The organism is Marinomonas gallaica (assembly GCF_049821165.1).
Classification (GTDB): domain Bacteria; phylum Pseudomonadota; class Gammaproteobacteria; order Pseudomonadales; family Marinomonadaceae; genus Marinomonas; species Marinomonas gallaica.
This window is the reverse complement of sequence record NZ_CP187511.1, coordinates 2,891,797-2,907,841: the sequence shown is the minus strand read 5'-3', so window position 1 is coordinate 2,907,841 and position 16,045 is coordinate 2,891,797. Positions and strand designations below refer to the sequence as shown.

Sequence of the window (16,045 nt, the reverse complement as noted above, 5' to 3'; positions counted from 1 at the left end):
TCTATATTAAAAATAATGTCGCCAATCCAAGGAAGGATAAGAAGCCAACAACATCGGTAACGGTGGTTAAGATAACGCTACCAGCAAGGGCTGGGTCGATTCCTAATTTTTTCAGGGCAATCGGTAAAAGAGTGCCCGTCAAGGCGGCAAAGAGTAAATTGATTACAATGGCACCAGCGATGACATAAGCAATTTTAATGTCATCAAACCAAACGACAGTGAGCATCGCAATCACGGTGGCCCATACTATACCATTTATGAGGCCTACAATGACTTCACGGTTCAGCAGCCAGCGGGCGTTAGATGAACCTATTTGGTTAAGTGCAATACCACGAATAACAAGTGTTAAAACTTGTGATCCAGCTATGCCACCCATACTTGCCACAATAGGCATAAGGATAGCGAGTGCTACGACTTTGTCCAATGTATCTTGGAAAAGTCCAATAACGTAAGACGCAATAAACGCCGTAATAAGGTTGATGCCAAGCCATACAGCACGACGCCGAGTCGTTTGCATAATGGGTGCGAAAGTATCTTCGTCATCGTCCAAGCCCGCCATCGATAACATGGAGTGCTCTGCTTCATCACGGATTACATCGACCACGTCATCAATGGTAATACGACCGAGTAGTTTTTTGCTGTTCGGATCGATGACGGGCGCAGAGACCAAGTCCATCTTTTCAAATAGCTCTGCTACTTCGGTTGCCGTTTGGTGTGCAAAAATGACATCACAATCTGTTTCCATGATGTCTCGGACTGTCGTGTCCGTGTCGGCGACCAGTAGTTTGCGCAGTGGCAGAATACCTAGAAAGCGATCCGATCGGCTGACAACAAGGAGGTTATCAGTCATTTCAGGAAGTTCATTGTGGCGTCTTAGGAAGCGGAAAACGATATCAATGGTGATGTTCGGGCGGATGGTGATGGTGTCTGTGTTCATCAGACCGCCAGCTGAATCCTCCGAGTAGCTCATCAAAGACTCCATGCGCGCACGATTCTGTGCGGTCATGGAGGCTAAAACTTCCTTCACTAGTGTTTCAGGTAGCTGTTGAAGGATGTCGGCTAAATCATCGTTATCAAAGTGTTCAGAAACCGCCAGTAGGCGCTCTCTGTCCATGGATTTCATGAACTGAACACTGATTTCTTCAGAAACGTATTGTAAGACGTCGCCTTGGTTGTTGTGGTCAATTAAGTCCCACAACAGTTTACGTTCTCTAGGCGGAGAGGATTCTAAAAGGCGAGCAACATCCTGCGCAGGTAGAGCACCGTTCAGCAAATAGCGAATTTGCATCGTTGCGCCGCTCTCAAGAGAGTCAGCGACAGTTTGTAAGTGTTCAAGCGTAGTCTGATCGCTCATATAGGCTATTCGCCCTCACCAAATCGGTCATTGATTAATGCAATCACGGCTTCCATTGCGGCGTCTTCATCGTCGCCGTTAATTTTGACGTTAATTGTTGTTCCTTTAGCGGCGGCCAGCATCATCATTGCCATGATGCTTTTGCCATCGACATTACGACCTTCTTTTTCGATGGTAATATCGGAATTAAAACGGGTTGTTGTTTCAACTAATTTGCCCGCTGCTCGAGCGTGCAATCCCAGTTTATTAATAATCTCTACAGATTGTTCCAACATGGGGATATCCTTATATCAAAGAGTCAAACGCTGCCAGTAATTCGCTGTTGGTTTGTTTTTCACGTAGAAGTGCTAGCTTATCTTCGGACTGAGCCAGTTCGGCGATCTGCGCTAACGTTGCTAAGTGCTCATCACATTGGTGTGGTGGTACAAGTAGGGCAAAAATCAAATCCACTGGACGTCGATCAATGGCATCAAAATCAATCGGTGTTTCGAGTGACATTAATACGATGGTGGCACGGTTTACTTGCTCTAGGCGACAATGTGGAATGGCGATGCCATTGCCAACGCCCGTACTGCCCAGTTTTTCACGACCTAAAAGTGCGTCGTAGACTTCGTCGGCGTTGCAGTGCATGCGATCGCCAACGGATTCAGCCAATTGTTCTAGCAATCGTTTTTTGCTAGAAATTTGTTGCTTAGCAAATACTAACTCAGGCTTGACTAAGTTTTTAACAGACATTGTTGCGGCCTTTAAATAAGTCGTTTCCGCTCGTTTGACGGCGGAATGTTCATAGCTTCGCGATATTTTGCAACAGTGCGTCGAGCAACTTGTATGCCTTGCTCTGCAAGAATGATTGCCAGTTTATTATCGCTTAATGGTTTTTTTGCAGGTTCTTCTGCCACCAGCTTTTTAATCATTGCACGAATTGCTGTAGATGAGCATTCACCGCCAGAGGCGGTGTTTACATGGCTGGAGAAGAAATACTTTAGCTCAAAAATACCACGCGGAGTATGCATGTATTTTTGTGTGGTGACACGTGAAATTGTTGATTCGTGCATGCCAACTTCCTCTGCGACATCGTGCAGTACCATAGGTTTCATGGCTTCCTCACCCACCTCAAAGAAATCGACTTGTTTGGAAACAATGCAGCTGGCGACTTTTAGCAGTGTTTCGTTACGACTCTGGAGGCTTTTCAGAAACCATTTGGCTTCTTGAAGCGAGTTCTTAATGTAGGAGATGTCTTCACTGGATGCTTTGGTGTTGACCATTGCAGAATAAGTTTCATTGATTTTGACAGGCGGTAGAGCGTCGTTATTAAGCTCCACTTGCCAAATGCCATTGTGTTTTTTCACGCTGACATCAGGGATGACGTAGTCAGTTTCACTGGTGTCGATGGCTGAGCCTGGGCGCGGGTTTAGCTGCTGAATAAGGGTAATGACATCTTTTAATGCTTCTTCTTTCAGCTTAGTTTTGCGGCCCAGTTGCGCATAATCACGATTGCCAAGCAATGCTAAATGCTGGTCAACTATGTTAAAGGTAGAGCGGTACAAAGGATGCTCTTTAAAACCTTCTAATTGTACCAATAGGCACTCGCGTAGATCTTGCGAACAAACACCGACAGGGTCAAATCGTTGCAAGCGATGCTGAACAGCTTCAATTTCATCGAATTCGAGATCTTCTAATTCTTTACTAAGTGACGTGAAGATGTCATCTAAGGTGATTGATAGGTAGCCATCGGTTTGAACACTGTCAATAATGGCATAGGCAATTTCGATGTCTCGATTAGACATATGGGTTAAATTTAATTGCCAAATTAGATGATCTTGGATGTTTTCAGCTAGGGCATTGCGGCTGTCAAAATCTTGCTCGCCGTCATAGGAAGGAACGTCTGCTGCAGCGGCTGAATTTTGATAAGTATCATCCCAGTTGCTATCAATGGATAGCTCATTAGGGATGCTTTCTGTCCATTCGGATTCTACTTGGGGCGTTTCTTCAGAAGCTGCTTCAGTCGTTTCTTTTTGAGAGGTCTCATTGGTACTGGATGAGTCGCCTTGTTTGATTTCTAAGTCAGACTGAAAGTTTTCGTCTTCGTCTAGTTCAAGCAAGGGGTTAGACTCAAGAAATTCGTGAATTTCCTGTTGCAAATCGAGCGTAGACAACTGAAGCAGTTTGATTGCCTGCTGCAGCTGTGGAGTCATGGTTAACTGTTGACCGATTTTAAGTTGCAAAGACTGCTTCATGACGCAACTCTTTTATTATGATGTTTTTGGAATGACTTATGCATAGTACTCCCTTTTTGCCCGAAAAATAAGGGGGCTCATAGTCTGAAGTTGTCGCCCAAGTAGATTTTTTTGACTTGCTCGTTATTGATAACAGACTCGGCATCACCCGATGCAATGATGTGCCCGTTACCCACAATATAGGCTTTGTCGCAGATATCTAAGGTCTCACGAACGTTGTGGTCAGTGATCAAAACACCAATGCCGCTGCTTTGTAAATGTTTGATGATCTCTTTAATATCGCCGACGGAAATGGGGTCTACACCAGCAAAGGGTTCATCAAGCAATACAAACTTCGGGTTCATTGCTAGCGCTCGAGCTATCTCAACGCGTCGACGCTCTCCGCCAGACAGCGCCATTCCTAGGTTCTTGCGAATATGAGTAACGTGAAACTCATCAAGAAGGCTTTCCATTTTCTCAAGTCGTTGTGACTTTGAAAGTTCTTTGCGTGTTTCTAAAATTGCTAAAATGTTGTCTTCAACTGACATTTTGCGAAAAATAGACGCTTCCTGCGGTAAATAGCCAATGCCTTTCTGCGCTCGCGTATGCATTGCATCTTTGGTGACATCTTCACCGTCGATAAAGATTCCACCAAAATCGTTAGCCACCATGCCAACGATCATATAAAAGCAGGTGGTTTTACCTGCGCCGTTAGGGCCCAGTAAACCTACGGCTTCTCCGGAACTTACTTCGAGTGATACGTCTTTTACAACTTGTCTTTTCTTATAGCTTTTTGCTAGATTTTTTGCTTCAAGAATGGCCATGAAAATTAGTCTGCTTGATCAATAAGGGTAGGCTGTAAAGTCATGTTAACGCGACCGCTACCACGGTTTTCGGCTTTAAATGTGCCATCATTCAGAAGATAGTGAATATAGTCTGCTGAAATTTCATCTTCACCACGTTGTAAATAGCCATTATTGTGTATCTCAAGCTGCCCCTTGGTGACATCGTAATCTAAGGTGTCTCCGTTCGCATGCATAGTATTGCCTGTTTGATCCAGCTGCTGAGAGAACTTTGATGGTGAGCCTTTAGCGCTTAACGCTTTAAAATCGCCTGTCGTAGGGTCAGTAATAATCGACAAGTCTTGGGCTTCAATTAATATGCTACCTTGTTTTACGACGACGTTACCACTGTAGTTAGCGGTACCTTTATTTTGATCGAAAAACGCTGAATCGGCTTCAATGCTGATGGGCTGCTGTCTGTCGTTTGGTAAAGCATAGCTCGCACTATACGCTAACATAAGAGCAACGCTTAAAATTGCATGTTTAGTGAGTTGGGGTTTCATATTGTCCTGTTACGCCTCCGCTTAAAATGGCGGTTTCTTTAGCTAAGTCAAAGCTTATTATATCGGATTTGGTTACCCCTTGGGGGGTTATGAGCTGGCTTTGCTGAGTCCCTACGATGGTTTGGCTTTCGTCATTGTAGGTGATTGTATTTGCTTTGATCTTTGCCGTTTCAGTTTCATTTTTAAAGCGCGTTATTTGCGCGCTTTTGCTCAGCGTGAAGCTGTTTGAGGTGTCATTAATAAATCCTGTTTCAGCGCTGGCAATAGAGCTGCTATTACCGTCTATTCTAGTAATGACTGGATGGTCCAGGTCCGTTTGCTTCTGCGTGTAATGATTCGCTATGTCGGCCGTTACGGTCTCTGTCAGCTGCCCATTAAGATCGAAAGACTTCACTGTAACGCCTTCTAAAAAGAAGTCTGGTGCATTGGACAGCTTCTGCTCTTCTAAAATATACAGGGTAGGGCGGTTGCCCAACAAAAACACTGCTACTAAGACAATGACTAAGGCGGAAATCCCAGCTATGCCCTTAGGGTTCAGTGTTTTTTTCAAAAAATCCAGCATGGGTTATCCTGAAACAGCCAGTAGGTAAAGGTACGCTGCATAGCCGCCCAGTAAAGGGATGGCAAACCATCTTGGAATGCTAACGCTACGATGCTTGGAGTATACGATAACTGCTAAGGCGAACAGTAGAGTAAAGCCTAACATCCACCAATAATCACGATTGATGACGGTTGCATCAATCATCCCTGGGGCAATTAATGCTGGCAGCGGAAGCACGGTAGCAAGGTTGAAAATGTTCGAGCCGAGCACGTTGCCGATCGCAATATCATGGTGGCCTTTACGTACGCTGGTAATAGAGGCGGCCAATTCTGGAAGGCTTGTGCCGATGGCTACAATGGTCAAGCCAATAATGAGATCAGAAACCCCTAGTGCTGAGGCGATACCGACTGCTCCCCAAACCAATAATTTAGAGCTGCCAATTAATACCGCTAAACCTGCGATTGCGATCAGCACTGAGCGTGTGACACTGCCGCCATCGTCTTCGGGTAATTCTTCAGTTAACTCATCTTCAAGATTTCCTGAGTTGCGTAGTAAAAGAAATAACACCACAAAAAAGGCAATTATTAATATAACGCCATCTGTCACGCTAAGGGCTTGGTCGAGCAGAAGTACGCCGGCAAGGATTGTTACGCCTAAGACCAGAGGGATTTCTTTTTTAACCAGGCTGCCGTTAATCGGAACGGCGGCAAGGACAAGGGTGGCACCAAAAACCAAACCAATATTGGCGATATTCGATCCAATAACATTACCCACTGCGATACCTGGTGCATTGTCGAGGGCTGCTATAGCAGAAACGACCATTTCTGGAGCAGACGTACCCAGTGCTACTAGCGTAATACCTATTACAATAGGGCTTACATTAAGTTTTTCGGCAACCAGTGCGGCGTGTTCGATAAACTTATCTGAGCTTAGTACGAGTAATATGAGACCAGCAATTAAGGCTGCGGAGAACAAGAGCATCTGCTTTATACCTGATGAAAAGTGAGAGAGTTTTGTAAAACGCCCCATTTAATGTGGTTTATTGAAGGATTTCAAGACTTGCATAAGCGTAACGAATTCAGTTGGCATATCTTTTACTATAATGCGGTGCTAGTATCCGTTCGATTTTGTTATAGGGAGTCGTCTGTGGAAGTATATATTGACGTTAAGAATTTATCCTTTAGTCGGGGTGGTCGTGCCATTTATGACGATGTTACCTTACAGATTCCCAAAGGAAAAATTACCGCTGTCATGGGGCCGAGTGGCGTAGGTAAAACGACACTGCTTAGACTGATTGGTGGTCAAGTGATGCCAAACAGCGGGACGGTTGCTGTCGACGGTGTGAATATTGCTCAAGCCTCCCGCAAAGAATTATTTGAAGCGCGTCGCAAAATGGGGATGTTGTTTCAAAGTGGCGCATTATTCAGTGACATGAGTGTCTTTGAAAATGTGGCGCTTCCGCTGCAAGAATACACTAATTTCGATAAAACCATGATCCGCGATATTGTGCTAATGAAGCTGCAAAGCGTCGGATTGCGTGGTGCGGCACATTTAATGCCCTCTGAGTTATCTGGTGGCATGGCTCGTCGAGCGGCTCTCGCTCGTGCCATAGCCTTAGATCCTGACCTAGTTATGTATGATGAACCTTTTGCCGGTCAAGACCCTATTTCAAAAGGTGTGCTGGTGGAGTTAATTCAGCGACTCAATCGCGCTGCGAACATTACCAGCGTGTTGGTATCCCATGATGTAGAGGAATCGCTCAGTATTGCAGATCATGTATGTCTGCTTTCTGGCGGTACGGTGATCTTATCGGGCACACCAGAAGAAGTGCGTTCATCGACAGATGAGCGTGTAGTGCAGTTTTTACAAGGGCATGCTGATGGTCCGGTTGCTTTTCATTATCCCGCGCAAGAATATCGCGAGCAGCTGTTGGAGCGTAATTGATGGGATTGGTTAAAAATTTGTTTGCTGGTGTCTATGGCTTTATTGAATCGTTAGGACAGTCTGGCATATTTCTTTTTCAATCGTTGTTTCGTTTGCCTGTTCGATGGGGGGAAGCCGTTCGATTGTATGTCCGCCAAGTGTATTCTGTCGGTGTTTTGTCACTGGTGATCATCATTGTATCTGGGGCTTTCATAGGTATGGTGTTGGCGCTTCAGGGTTACAGTATTTTGACCAGTTATGGTTCAGAATCGGCGGTTGGTCAATTGTTGGCGCTAACGCTTCTAAGAGAGCTTGGGCCTGTCGTGACTGGGTTGTTGTTTGCGGGGCGAGCTGGCTCAGCATTAACGGCTGAAATTGGCCTTATGAAAGCCACTGAACAGTTATCAAGTTATGAAATGATGGGGATTGACCCACTGCGTCGAGTCATTGCGCCTCGTCTTTTAGCTGGTATCACCTGTATGCCTATTTTAGCGTTGATTTTCTCTGCTGTAGGTATTTGGGCGGGTATGATGGTATCAGTGCATTGGTTAGGTGTGTATGAAGGCTCTTTCTGGGCGAGTATGCAGCAATCAGTTTTTTTTGATACAGATATTATGAACGGTGTTATCAAGTCGTTTGTATTTGCTGTTGCCGTTGTCTGGATCGCGGTGTATCAAGGCTATGTATGTCAGCCAACGTCTGAAGGTATTGGGCGCGCAACCACTCGAACGGTTGTGATGGGGTCATTGGCAATATTAGGTTTAGATTTTCTGTTAACAGCAGCGATGTTTGGAGATTTTTAGTGATGAAGGATAAGAAAGCCGGTTTATTAGTTGGCATCTTTATGCTTTTAGGCGTAGCGGCCTTTATTTATCTTGCAATGCAGGTAAGTGGGCTCGCGTTTAATGATAAAACTCAAGGTTACACGATTCAGGCTAGATTTGACGACATTGGTGGTTTAACTGATCGTGCTAAGGTGACCATCGCAGGTGTGACAGTGGGCCAAGTTGAGAGTATTGAGTACGACAAAGAATATTATATGGCTAAGGTTGTAATGACCATTTTCTCAGAGGTTGATAATATTCCGACAGACAGCTCCGTGGCTATCTTGACCAGCGGGTTGATCGGTGAGAAATATCTAGGTATTTCTATTGGTGCAGAAGAAGAGGTTCTAAAGGACGGTGGCGAACTTTATGATACCCAATCTGCATTGGTACTTGAAAACCTAATTGGCCAATTTTTAATGAATGCGGGGAGTGACAGCTAATGCGTAAACTTATTTTGGGTTTATTAAGTGTATTGATGGTGCTTTCATCAGCGGCCTTTGCGGCGGTCAATCCTGAAGGTGCTCGTTCAGAGGTCTTGCGTGTTGTGAATGACTTCAAAACAAAGATCGTTGATCAGCGTGAAGAGTTATCGGTCGATCCTCAGAAGCTTCGCTCTACTATGCAGGAGATTATTTCGCCGGTGGTGGATTTTGATGATTTAGCTAAAAAAGTCATGGGCAAATATTATCGTCGTGCCACTGCGCAGCAAATATCCGATTTTGTTGAAGTGACCGAAGGTACGTTGTTAAGAACTTACAGTGCGGCAGTCATCGACTTTGATCCAGAGCGACTAACTGTGCTGCCTTTGGCGCGTCAAAAGCCAGGTAAAGAAGTTCGAGTGGATGCTAAGTTTCAGCTGAGTGATGGCAGCCCAGTGGATATTGCGTTCTACATGGAGCCTAAGTCTGATGATGACTGGGTGCTCAGTAATGTTGTTATCAATAACATTAATTTCGGCCTAACCTTTCGCAAACAGTTTGGCGTTATGATGCAGCAGAATGGTAATGATATTGATCAGGCGATTGCGGCTTGGCAGGCGTCACTGGCTTCGAGCGGAGAAGAATAATATGGAAATGCACTCCTCAAATCAGGGGTGGCGTTTAGAGGGGCATTATACAGCTGACAGCTTATTAAAGATTAAGCAAAAGTTGATGCGACAAGAGACCCAGCAAGATGGTGTTCTTGATTTGTCTGAGTTGAAGTCAATTAATGCTCCCGTCATCGCGCTGATGATTGAGATAAGGCGGCACAGCGACTCCTTGACATTAAAAGGATGTCGAGAAGAATTTCGAGAAATGTTAAAACTCTATGGTGTCGAGTGCATCTTTCAGTTTGCATAGAAATCGTAAGCAGGAGGAAACTCCTGTTTTTGCGTTATAAAGCTGACAAAAAGATGATTGGGTAAGGTACAATACCCGCATAGAACATTGAATAAATATTGGAGTTTTTGTGAACGCCTCCGAAGTGAAAGCTTTATTAGAATCGAAAATTGAAGGTAGCCAAGTAACCTCTCTAGGTGAAGGCTGTAATTTCCAAATTATTGTTGTAGCGGAGGCCTTTGAAGGTCTAAATACCGTTAAAAGACAACAGCTTGTTTATTCTCATCTGCAAGACGCTATTTCATCGGGTGCCATCCATGCGGTAACCATGAAAACCTACACGCCAGTTCAGTTTGAAAGTCTTTAAAATCTAAGAGAGATGTAAATGGATAAATTGCTGATTACTGGCGGTAACACTCTTAATGGAGTTGTGCGTGCGTCAGGTGCAAAGAATGCTGCCCTACCAATCCTTGCTGCTACATTACTAACCAAGGATCTTATTACGATCCGTAACTTGCCACATTTGCATGACATTACCACAATGTTAGAGCTTTTAGGTTCAATGGGGTGTGGCGTTGTCGTAGATGAACGTATGAATGTAGAGCTTGATGTATCCTCGCTGGATAACTGTGAGGCTCCTTACGAACTAGTGAAAACAATGCGTGCATCAATTTTGGTGTTAGGTCCATTGGTCGCTCACTTTGGTCGTGCAGTGGTATCCCTGCCTGGTGGTTGTGCCATCGGTAGTCGTCCAGTTGACTTGCATCTTCGTGGTCTAGAAGCGATGGGTGCGGAAATTGTGGTTGATAACGGTAACATTATTGCGCAAGTTGATGGTCGTCTAAAAGGTGCTCGTATCTTCTTTGACAAAGTGACAGTGACGGGGACCGAAAACCTATTGATGGCGGCGGCCTTGGCAGAAGGAACCACGGTTCTTGAAAATGCTGCTCGCGAGCCTGAAGTTGTTGATTTGGCTGAATGTCTAATTGCGATGGGGGCAAAAATCACGGGTCATGGTACTGACACTATTACTATTGAAGGTGTAGAGCGTTTGTCTGGTACAACCTATTCAGTTATGCCTGACCGAATTGAAACAGGAACATTCTTAGTCGCTGGTGCGATCACGGGCGGTAAAGTGCGCGTGATTGATACCGATGTAGACAGCTTAGAGGCTGTGCTGGCAAAACTTGAAGAAGTGGGTGCCAAGATTACCTGTGGTGATGACTGGATAGAGTTGGATATGGAGGGTCGTCGACCAAAAGCAGTGAATATTTCAACTGCGCCTTATCCGGCTTTTCCGACGGATATGCAAGCACAATTCATGGCGCTTAATGCTGTTGCAGACGGTGTGGGCAGTGTCATTGAAAATATTTTTGAAAATCGCTTTATGCATGTCAATGAAATGATGCGCATGGGGGCAGACATTGAAGTGAATGGCAATACGGCAATTGTTCGTGGTAAAGAAAAATTGCAAGGTGCGCCTGTGATGGCGACAGATTTACGTGCGTCAGCTTCATTGGTGTTATCAGCGCTGGTTGCTGAAGGCGAAACAAAGATCGATCGAATTTATCACATCGACCGCGGTTATGAGTGCATCGAGGAAAAACTGGGTGCATTGGGTGCGAAGATTTCAAGGGTTCTGAATTAATATGAGCGAAACCTTAACGATAGCGCTATCGAAAGGGCGCATTTTAAAAGAAACGCTTCCTCTGCTTGAGAAAGCGAATATTTTTCCTCTGGAAGATATTAGCAAAAGCCGTAAGCTTATTTTCGACACTAATCATGAGCATATTAAACTTGTGATCCTGCGAGCAACAGATGTGCCAACTTACGTTGAGCATGGTGTAGCGGACTTTGGTGTTGCGGGTAAAGATGTGTTGATGGAAGCGAATACTAGCAACCTATATGAACTTTTGGATTTGAAGATTTCCAAGTGCCGTTTGATGACGGCAGGTGTTCAGGGCCAAGAATTGCCTAACCGCCGTTTGAAGGTTGCGTCTAAATTTACCAAAACGGCAAAAGCGTATTTTGCTGAGCAAGGTATTCAGGCGGATGTCATAAAGCTTTATGGCGCAATGGAGTTGGCACCGATAATGGGGCTAGCAGATTTGATCGTTGATATCGTCGATACTGGTAATACACTGCGTGCAAATGGCCTTGAGGCTCGAGACTTGATTGCTGATATCAGTACGCGTCTTGTAGTGAACAAAGCTGCTTACAAAACTAAGTATGAGCACATTCAGCCTATTCTAGATATGTTGAACGGTGCAGTGTCTGCTGAGGTATAAGTTATGCAATTAAATATCAGACAGTTCTCATCAAAAGATGCAAATTTCCGTAAAGACCTAGAGCAATTGCTGTCATGGGAAAGTGTCTCGGATACGCGAGTTCAGAAAAGTGTCGAAGAGATTGTCAACCGTGTTCGCCTTGAGGGGGACGCGGCATTGATTGAGTTGACGAATAAGTTTGACCGTCGAACGGTTTCTTGTGCAGCAGAGCTTGTCATTGAAGCCGATGAGTTGGCGCAAGCGGCTGAGCGTGTTGATAGCAAAATTGTAGATGCGTTAAAGCAGGCCGCTGAGCGTGTTAAGAGCTACCACGAACGTCAAGTTCAGCCTTCATGGCAATACGAAGAAGCAGACGGCACGATATTGGGTCAGCAAATTACGCCGTTAGATCGTGTGGGTGTTTACGTACCTGGCGGTAAAGCAGCGTACCCGTCTTCCGTCTTGATGAACGTTATGCCGGCAAAAGTTGCTGGAGTGGGTGAGATCGTTATGGTCGTACCGACACCGGACGGTGAAGTAAATGATATCGTGTTAACCGCTGCGCATGTGGCAGGGGTTGATCGTGTGATTACTGTGGGCGGTGCGCAAGCTGTTGCCGCATTGGCTTACGGCACGGAAACGGTACCAAAAGTTGATAAGATTGTAGGTCCTGGCAATATTTATGTGGCAACTGCTAAACGCATGGTTTTTGGTGCTGTTGGTATTGATATGATTGCCGGTCCATCTGAAATTCTTGTGGTAAGTGATGGTGATTCTAATCCAGATTGGATTGCCATGGACTTGTTTTCGCAAGCTGAACATGACGAAGATGCGCAATCTATCCTGATCAGCACAGATGCTGCTTTTATTGAGAAAGTAAAAGCCTCGATGGAGCGTCAGATTGATGACATGTCGCGCCAAGAGATCATAAAAACCTCTTTGGAAGGCCGTGGTGCTTTGATCCATGTTGAATCGATGGAAGAAGCGGTAGAAGTGGCTAACATCGTCGCTGCAGAACATTTGGAATTGTCTATTGCAAACCCAGAAGAATGGGTCGGTAAAATTCGACACGCTGGTGCGATCTTTATGGGTCGTTATACGCCAGAAGCGTTAGGGGATTACTGTGCAGGTCCAAATCATGTTCTACCAACATCAGGTACAGCACGTTTCTCTTCGCCATTAGGTGTTTATGATTTCCAAAAACGTAGCTCAATCATCTTCTGTTCACATGAAGGTGCTAGTGAAATGGCGAAAATTGCCTCTCCGTTGGCTCGTGGCGAGTCACTTGAGGCGCACGCTCTTTCCGCTGAGTTCCGTATGATCGATAAAGCCTAAGGGGTAGAATCGGTGCAGCCAACACAAGCGCTTGTGTCACTGCGATATATAACCCGCATTGCAGCTGTCATTATATTAGTGGCCGTTGCTGTGGGTTTTTTTCTGCCTGCTGACTATCGAATTGAACGGAACGTTACTGTTTCCAGTGCCAAATATGATCTGCTGCAAGAACGTTTATATAACCCCGCTGAATGGGTTGAATGGATGCATATTGAATCAGGGCACTTAGTGCTTAAAGAGGGTTCTCAAGCATTAGCCTCAGGTGATCGTTATTTGATTGTTTATGATGATGAGACAACGAAACAGGGTTCAATAGTGATTGATTCGGTTTCCAGTAACTCAATTGAGTTTACTGTTCAGCCAAATCAGAAAACACAGCCAATCCCAAATTCGCTAATGATTACGACTTCAAATACGGGTCAAACTCAGCTGCAATGGGTCATTGAAGGTGAATTGGATGCTGGCTTCTTAAGTCCCTATTTGGCTTTAGTGGCAAATCGAATTGCTGGAAGCAATATTGAAACAAGTTTAGCGAACCTTAATCAGTAATAGATTATTCAACTGCCTGCATCGCAGGCAGTTTCTCTACCAAGGCTTTCGTTATAAAGCTTTGCGTACCTCGGATACCTTTAATTGTAACGCGTTTGCCGGGTGTTAAGCTTGAAACTAGCTGCTGTGCGTTGTGTGCACTGAGGTCGGTATGATCGTCGATAGCAATCAAAATATCTCTAGCTCGAAGTCCGGCTTTGTCTGCCGGGCCTTCTGGAACAGCGCTTGTGACAATGAGCCCTTCTGCAGTAGGTAAATTTAGCGCAATAGCGACTTGAGTATTGTTTTCTTGTACTTGTAAGCCAAGGTAGCCTCGAACGACACTGCCATGCTTAATGATGGATTGCATAATGCTGATGGCGTCATTGATGGGGGTAGCGAAGCCTATGCCTTGTGAGCCACCGGAGCTTGAATATATTGCTGAGCTAATGCCAACAAGTTTGCCCTTTAGATCTACTAAGGCGCCACCGGAGTTGCCAGGATTGATGGCTGCATCTGTCTGAATAAAGTTCTCATAGGTGTTAAGGCCTATGCTGTCACGACCTTTTGCGCTGATGATGCCCGCAGTGACGGTTTGGCCGATGCCAAATGGATTGCCTATGGCGAGAATCTGATCCCCGACACGGATGCGATCGCTGTTTCCCAAATGAATTGGGGTTAGATCACTTAGCTCAACCTTTAATACGGCTAGATCTGTCGCAGGATCACTTCCAATAAGTCGTGCTCTTGTCTGTCGTTGATCGTTTAGTGAGACAATCACAGTGCTGGCGCCTTGGATAACATGATGGTTCGTTAAGATATAGCCATCATTGGTGATAATAACGCCTGAGCCAAGATTGGTGATTTTTTGCTTACTGGTGTGATCGAAGGGTGAATCTTGATTGGAGAAAGTGTAAATATTTACCACTGAATTGGCGGTTTTTGCAGCAGCATTGGCAAAATTTTGCGAGCCTTCATTTTGAAAATGCTGAATAAATAATAGAATAGTGCCAAGCCACAAGCCTAATAGTCCCCAGACGAGGCTATTACGGTTTGTTAAGATATTTAATGCATTAGGAGTTTTCATGAATAGAACAGAGCTTGAAAGAAAGTTGACGGCACTCTATCGGCCGCGAGTCTTTAAGGATTATGCGCCTAATGGTTTACAAGTGGAAGGCAAACAAGAGATTAACAAGATTGTAACGGGTGTAACGGCCTCTATGGCCTTAATTGAGGCCGCAATTGATAAGCAAGCCGATGCCATTATTGTTCATCATGGTTACTTCTGGAAAGGCGAAAGTGAAGAAATTGTTGGTATGAAGTATCGCCGTATTTCTGCCTTGATAAAAAATGATATTAATTTGTTTGGTTATCATTTGCCAATGGATGCGAGCTTACTGGCAGGCAATAATGCCGGTTTGGCGCGTGCGCTTGGGTTGATGGAGTTGAGGCCTCTTGAGAAGGAAAAGCCATTGGAGGAAAGCATTGGCGTTGTTGGCCGAATTCATGAGGGCGTCTCTCCAGCCGATTTTAAGGCGAAAATTGAAACCGCTGTAGGGCGTGAGGTTTTGTTTGAAGCGGTCTCTGAGGATCTAATTACTGAGGTGGCGTTGTGTACTGGCGGTGCTCAGGGGTATATAGATAAAGCTTTGGCAGCGAATGCGGATGTCTTTATCACTGGAGAGGTGTCGGAAAAAACGATTCATACAGCCCGTGAAGAAGGTATTCATTTTTGTGCTGCAGGTCATCATGCGACAGAATGTTTTGGTCCACGTGCATTAGCTGGATACATTCAAGAGGAGTGGGGGGTTGACTGCGAATTTATTGATATTCCAAATCCTGCTTAACATAAAAAAGCCTGCTTAAAGCAGGCTTTTTTATGGGTATAGATTTAGCTGTTAGCAACAAAACTTTAATTAAATAGCGCGGCTTGGTTCTTCAGAGGCGTTGCGGTGCAGGCCATAGCTTTCACTAAGTGTGCCCTCATCGCTAGATTCTTTGGCAGCGTAATCTCGCGGTGGCGCAGTGGTGAACTCTGAGTCCGAATCGGTCTCTTTAGTCTCTTCCGGTTTTTCTAGTTCAACGGTCGCCAATGATGAAGCGCCTTCTAGTACGGCTTTACGAGCGTCAGCTAACTTTTTCTCTGCAGCAGAGATGTGCGCATGCAGCTGTAAAAAATGATCATCAGCCAATACTTGGCGTCGTTCTAGTTCTTGCTGCAAAGCTTCAATGGTTGCGCCGGCAGAGCGGTGTTTATCGCTCGAGCCTTTTTTGCTAAGTGAGCGGAAAGTCAATGCGCCAGCAAAACCAATAATGATGCCTGTAACAAAGACGATAATATCGAATACTTCTAGTTCCATGGTTTACTCCCAAAAACAGCTCCGATAATT

At 45.0% G+C, this 16,045-nt stretch carries 21 protein-coding genes; 11 read left to right on the top strand and 10 right to left on the bottom strand.

The genetic code is table 11. The features are described 5' to 3' along the window. Nucleotide 1 precedes the first annotated feature (1 nt). The 8 genes from mgtE to ACPUEK_RS13765 all read right to left on the bottom strand — a co-directional run bounded on the left by mgtE (nt 2) and on the right by ACPUEK_RS13765 (nt 6,437). The gene (gene mgtE, locus ACPUEK_RS13800; protein WP_067037521.1) at nt 2-1,354 is read right to left on the bottom strand and encodes a magnesium transporter; all 1,353 of its coding nucleotides are present in this window, start codon (nt 1,352-1,354) and stop codon (nt 2-4) included. A 5-nt stretch (nt 1,355-1,359) separates the two neighbouring features. Next, nucleotides 1,360-1,629, bottom strand: coding sequence for an HPr family phosphocarrier protein (locus ACPUEK_RS13795; protein ID WP_067223259.1), 270 nt, complete (start codon nt 1,627-1,629; stop codon nt 1,360-1,362). Nucleotides 1,630-1,639: 10 nt separating this feature from the next. Then, nucleotides 1,640-2,089, bottom strand: coding sequence for a PTS sugar transporter subunit IIA (locus ACPUEK_RS13790; protein ID WP_067223256.1), 450 nt, complete (start codon nt 2,087-2,089; stop codon nt 1,640-1,642). A gap of 11 nt (nt 2,090-2,100) precedes the next feature. After that, a complete protein-coding gene (locus tag ACPUEK_RS13785) occupies nt 2,101-3,591 on the bottom strand; it encodes an RNA polymerase factor sigma-54 (protein WP_425641089.1) in 1,491 nt (496 codons plus the stop codon). A 77-nt stretch (nt 3,592-3,668) separates the two neighbouring features. Next, entirely contained in the window at nt 3,669-4,394 is a 726-nt protein-coding gene (gene lptB / locus ACPUEK_RS13780; RefSeq protein WP_067223248.1) for an LPS export ABC transporter ATP-binding protein, read from the bottom strand. A gap of 5 nt (nt 4,395-4,399) precedes the next feature. After that, nucleotides 4,400-4,870: a lipopolysaccharide transport periplasmic protein LptA gene (lptA, locus tag ACPUEK_RS13775; RefSeq protein WP_425641088.1), complete on the bottom strand. Its 471-nt coding sequence runs from the start codon at nt 4,868-4,870 to the stop codon at nt 4,400-4,402. Nucleotides 4,871-4,895: 25 nt separating this feature from the next. Beyond that, complete coding sequence (lptC, locus tag ACPUEK_RS13770) at nt 4,896-5,477, bottom strand: LPS export ABC transporter periplasmic protein LptC (RefSeq protein WP_425641087.1); 582 nt, start codon at nt 5,475-5,477, stop codon at nt 4,896-4,898. A gap of 3 nt (nt 5,478-5,480) precedes the next feature. After that, on the bottom strand, nt 5,481-6,437 hold the full coding sequence (locus tag ACPUEK_RS13765) for a calcium/sodium antiporter (RefSeq protein ID WP_067223238.1): 957 nt from the start codon (nt 6,435-6,437) through the stop codon (nt 5,481-5,483). A 165-nt stretch (nt 6,438-6,602) separates the two neighbouring features. Between ACPUEK_RS13765 and ACPUEK_RS13760 the strand changes: the two genes are divergently transcribed. The 10 genes from ACPUEK_RS13760 (at nt 6,603) to ACPUEK_RS13715 (ending at nt 13,676) form a co-directional block, all read left to right on the top strand. Then, nucleotides 6,603-7,400: an ATP-binding cassette domain-containing protein gene (locus ACPUEK_RS13760; protein ID WP_231872641.1), complete on the top strand. Its 798-nt coding sequence runs from the start codon at nt 6,603-6,605 to the stop codon at nt 7,398-7,400. Beyond that, entirely contained in the window at nt 7,400-8,182 is a 783-nt protein-coding gene (gene mlaE / locus ACPUEK_RS13755; protein WP_067037536.1) for a lipid asymmetry maintenance ABC transporter permease subunit MlaE, read from the top strand. Before ACPUEK_RS13760 ends, mlaE begins: the two co-directional genes overlap by 1 nt. Before the next feature lie 2 nt (nt 8,183-8,184). After that, nucleotides 8,185-8,646: an outer membrane lipid asymmetry maintenance protein MlaD gene (gene mlaD / locus ACPUEK_RS13750; protein WP_067223235.1), complete on the top strand. Its 462-nt coding sequence runs from the start codon at nt 8,185-8,187 to the stop codon at nt 8,644-8,646. Further along, the gene (locus ACPUEK_RS13745) at nt 8,646-9,272 is read left to right on the top strand and encodes an MlaC/ttg2D family ABC transporter substrate-binding protein (RefSeq protein ID WP_067223232.1); all 627 of its coding nucleotides are present in this window, start codon (nt 8,646-8,648) and stop codon (nt 9,270-9,272) included. The genes mlaD and ACPUEK_RS13745 overlap by 1 nt, the downstream gene beginning before the upstream one ends. 1 nt (nt 9,273) lies before the next feature. Beyond that, nucleotides 9,274-9,546 (top strand): STAS domain-containing protein, encoded by a 273-nt coding sequence (locus ACPUEK_RS13740; protein WP_067100342.1) that lies wholly within the window; start codon nt 9,274-9,276, stop codon nt 9,544-9,546. Nucleotides 9,547-9,655: 109 nt separating this feature from the next. Next, nucleotides 9,656-9,892: a BolA family protein gene (locus tag ACPUEK_RS13735; protein ID WP_067037544.1), complete on the top strand. Its 237-nt coding sequence runs from the start codon at nt 9,656-9,658 to the stop codon at nt 9,890-9,892. Between the two features lie 18 nt (nt 9,893-9,910). After that, complete coding sequence (gene murA, locus ACPUEK_RS13730; RefSeq protein WP_067223228.1) at nt 9,911-11,173, top strand: UDP-N-acetylglucosamine 1-carboxyvinyltransferase; 1,263 nt, start codon at nt 9,911-9,913, stop codon at nt 11,171-11,173. A 1-nt stretch (nt 11,174) separates the two neighbouring features. Continuing rightward, nucleotides 11,175-11,813, top strand: a complete 639-nt coding sequence (hisG, locus tag ACPUEK_RS13725; RefSeq protein ID WP_067037548.1) for an ATP phosphoribosyltransferase — start codon at nt 11,175-11,177, stop codon at nt 11,811-11,813. 3 nt (nt 11,814-11,816) lie between these two features. After that, complete coding sequence (hisD, locus tag ACPUEK_RS13720) at nt 11,817-13,127, top strand: histidinol dehydrogenase (protein ID WP_425641086.1); 1,311 nt, start codon at nt 11,817-11,819, stop codon at nt 13,125-13,127. A gap of 12 nt (nt 13,128-13,139) precedes the next feature. Beyond that, nucleotides 13,140-13,676: a hypothetical protein gene (locus tag ACPUEK_RS13715; RefSeq protein ID WP_425641085.1), complete on the top strand. Its 537-nt coding sequence runs from the start codon at nt 13,140-13,142 to the stop codon at nt 13,674-13,676. A 4-nt stretch (nt 13,677-13,680) separates the two neighbouring features. Here ACPUEK_RS13715 and ACPUEK_RS13710 read toward each other — a convergent pair whose 3' ends face one another. Continuing rightward, complete coding sequence (locus ACPUEK_RS13710; protein WP_425641084.1) at nt 13,681-14,742, bottom strand: S1C family serine protease; 1,062 nt, start codon at nt 14,740-14,742, stop codon at nt 13,681-13,683. Between ACPUEK_RS13710 and ACPUEK_RS13705 the strand changes: the two genes are divergently transcribed. Further along, on the top strand, nt 14,741-15,502 hold the full coding sequence (locus ACPUEK_RS13705) for a Nif3-like dinuclear metal center hexameric protein (RefSeq protein ID WP_425641083.1): 762 nt from the start codon (nt 14,741-14,743) through the stop codon (nt 15,500-15,502). The two genes, ACPUEK_RS13710 and ACPUEK_RS13705, sit on opposite strands and share 2 nt — an antisense overlap. Nucleotides 15,503-15,571: 69 nt before the next feature. Here ACPUEK_RS13705 and ACPUEK_RS13700 read toward each other — a convergent pair whose 3' ends face one another. Further along, nucleotides 15,572-16,015 carry a ZapG family protein gene (locus ACPUEK_RS13700; protein WP_425641082.1) on the bottom strand — a complete coding sequence of 148 codons (444 nt, stop codon included), beginning with the start codon at nt 16,013-16,015 and terminating at the stop codon, nt 15,572-15,574. Nucleotides 16,016-16,045 lie beyond the last annotated feature (30 nt).

Bases quoted from the DNA above. Each gene is read 5' to 3' on its own strand.
- ACPUEK_RS13765 (WP_067223238.1), bottom strand. From the start codon at position 6,437: ATGCTCTTGTTCTCCGCAGCCTTAATTGCTGGTCTCATATTACTCGTA.
- hisD (WP_425641086.1), top strand. From the start codon at position 11,817: ATGCAATTAAATATCAGACAGTTCTCATCAAAAGATGCAAATTTCCGT.
- ACPUEK_RS13745 (WP_067223232.1), top strand. From the start codon at position 8,646: ATGCGTAAACTTATTTTGGGTTTATTAAGTGTATTGATGGTGCTTTCA.
- ACPUEK_RS13795 (WP_067223259.1), bottom strand. From the start codon at position 1,629: ATGTTGGAACAATCTGTAGAGATTATTAATAAACTGGGATTGCACGCT.
- ACPUEK_RS13705 (WP_425641083.1), top strand. From the start codon at position 14,741: ATGAATAGAACAGAGCTTGAAAGAAAGTTGACGGCACTCTATCGGCCG.
- ACPUEK_RS13785 (WP_425641089.1), bottom strand. From the start codon at position 3,591: ATGAAGCAGTCTTTGCAACTTAAAATCGGTCAACAGTTAACCATGACT.
- mlaE (WP_067037536.1), top strand. From the start codon at position 7,400: ATGGGATTGGTTAAAAATTTGTTTGCTGGTGTCTATGGCTTTATTGAA.
- murA (WP_067223228.1), top strand. From the start codon at position 9,911: ATGGATAAATTGCTGATTACTGGCGGTAACACTCTTAATGGAGTTGTG.
- ACPUEK_RS13790 (WP_067223256.1), bottom strand. From the start codon at position 2,089: ATGTCTGTTAAAAACTTAGTCAAGCCTGAGTTAGTATTTGCTAAGCAA.
- mgtE (WP_067037521.1), bottom strand. From the start codon at position 1,354: ATGAGCGATCAGACTACGCTTGAACACTTACAAACTGTCGCTGACTCT.
- ACPUEK_RS13740 (WP_067100342.1), top strand. From the start codon at position 9,274: ATGGAAATGCACTCCTCAAATCAGGGGTGGCGTTTAGAGGGGCATTAT.
- hisG (WP_067037548.1), top strand. From the start codon at position 11,175: ATGAGCGAAACCTTAACGATAGCGCTATCGAAAGGGCGCATTTTAAAA.
- lptA (WP_425641088.1), bottom strand. From the start codon at position 4,870: ATGTTAGCGTATAGTGCGAGCTATGCTTTACCAAACGACAGACAGCAG.
- mlaD (WP_067223235.1), top strand. From the start codon at position 8,185: ATGAAGGATAAGAAAGCCGGTTTATTAGTTGGCATCTTTATGCTTTTA.
- lptB (WP_067223248.1), bottom strand. From the start codon at position 4,394: ATGGCCATTCTTGAAGCAAAAAATCTAGCAAAAAGCTATAAGAAAAGA.
- ACPUEK_RS13700 (WP_425641082.1), bottom strand. From the start codon at position 16,015: ATGGAACTAGAAGTATTCGATATTATCGTCTTTGTTACAGGCATCATT.
- lptC (WP_425641087.1), bottom strand. From the start codon at position 5,477: ATGCTGGATTTTTTGAAAAAAACACTGAACCCTAAGGGCATAGCTGGG.
- ACPUEK_RS13710 (WP_425641084.1), bottom strand. From the start codon at position 14,742: ATGAAAACTCCTAATGCATTAAATATCTTAACAAACCGTAATAGCCTC.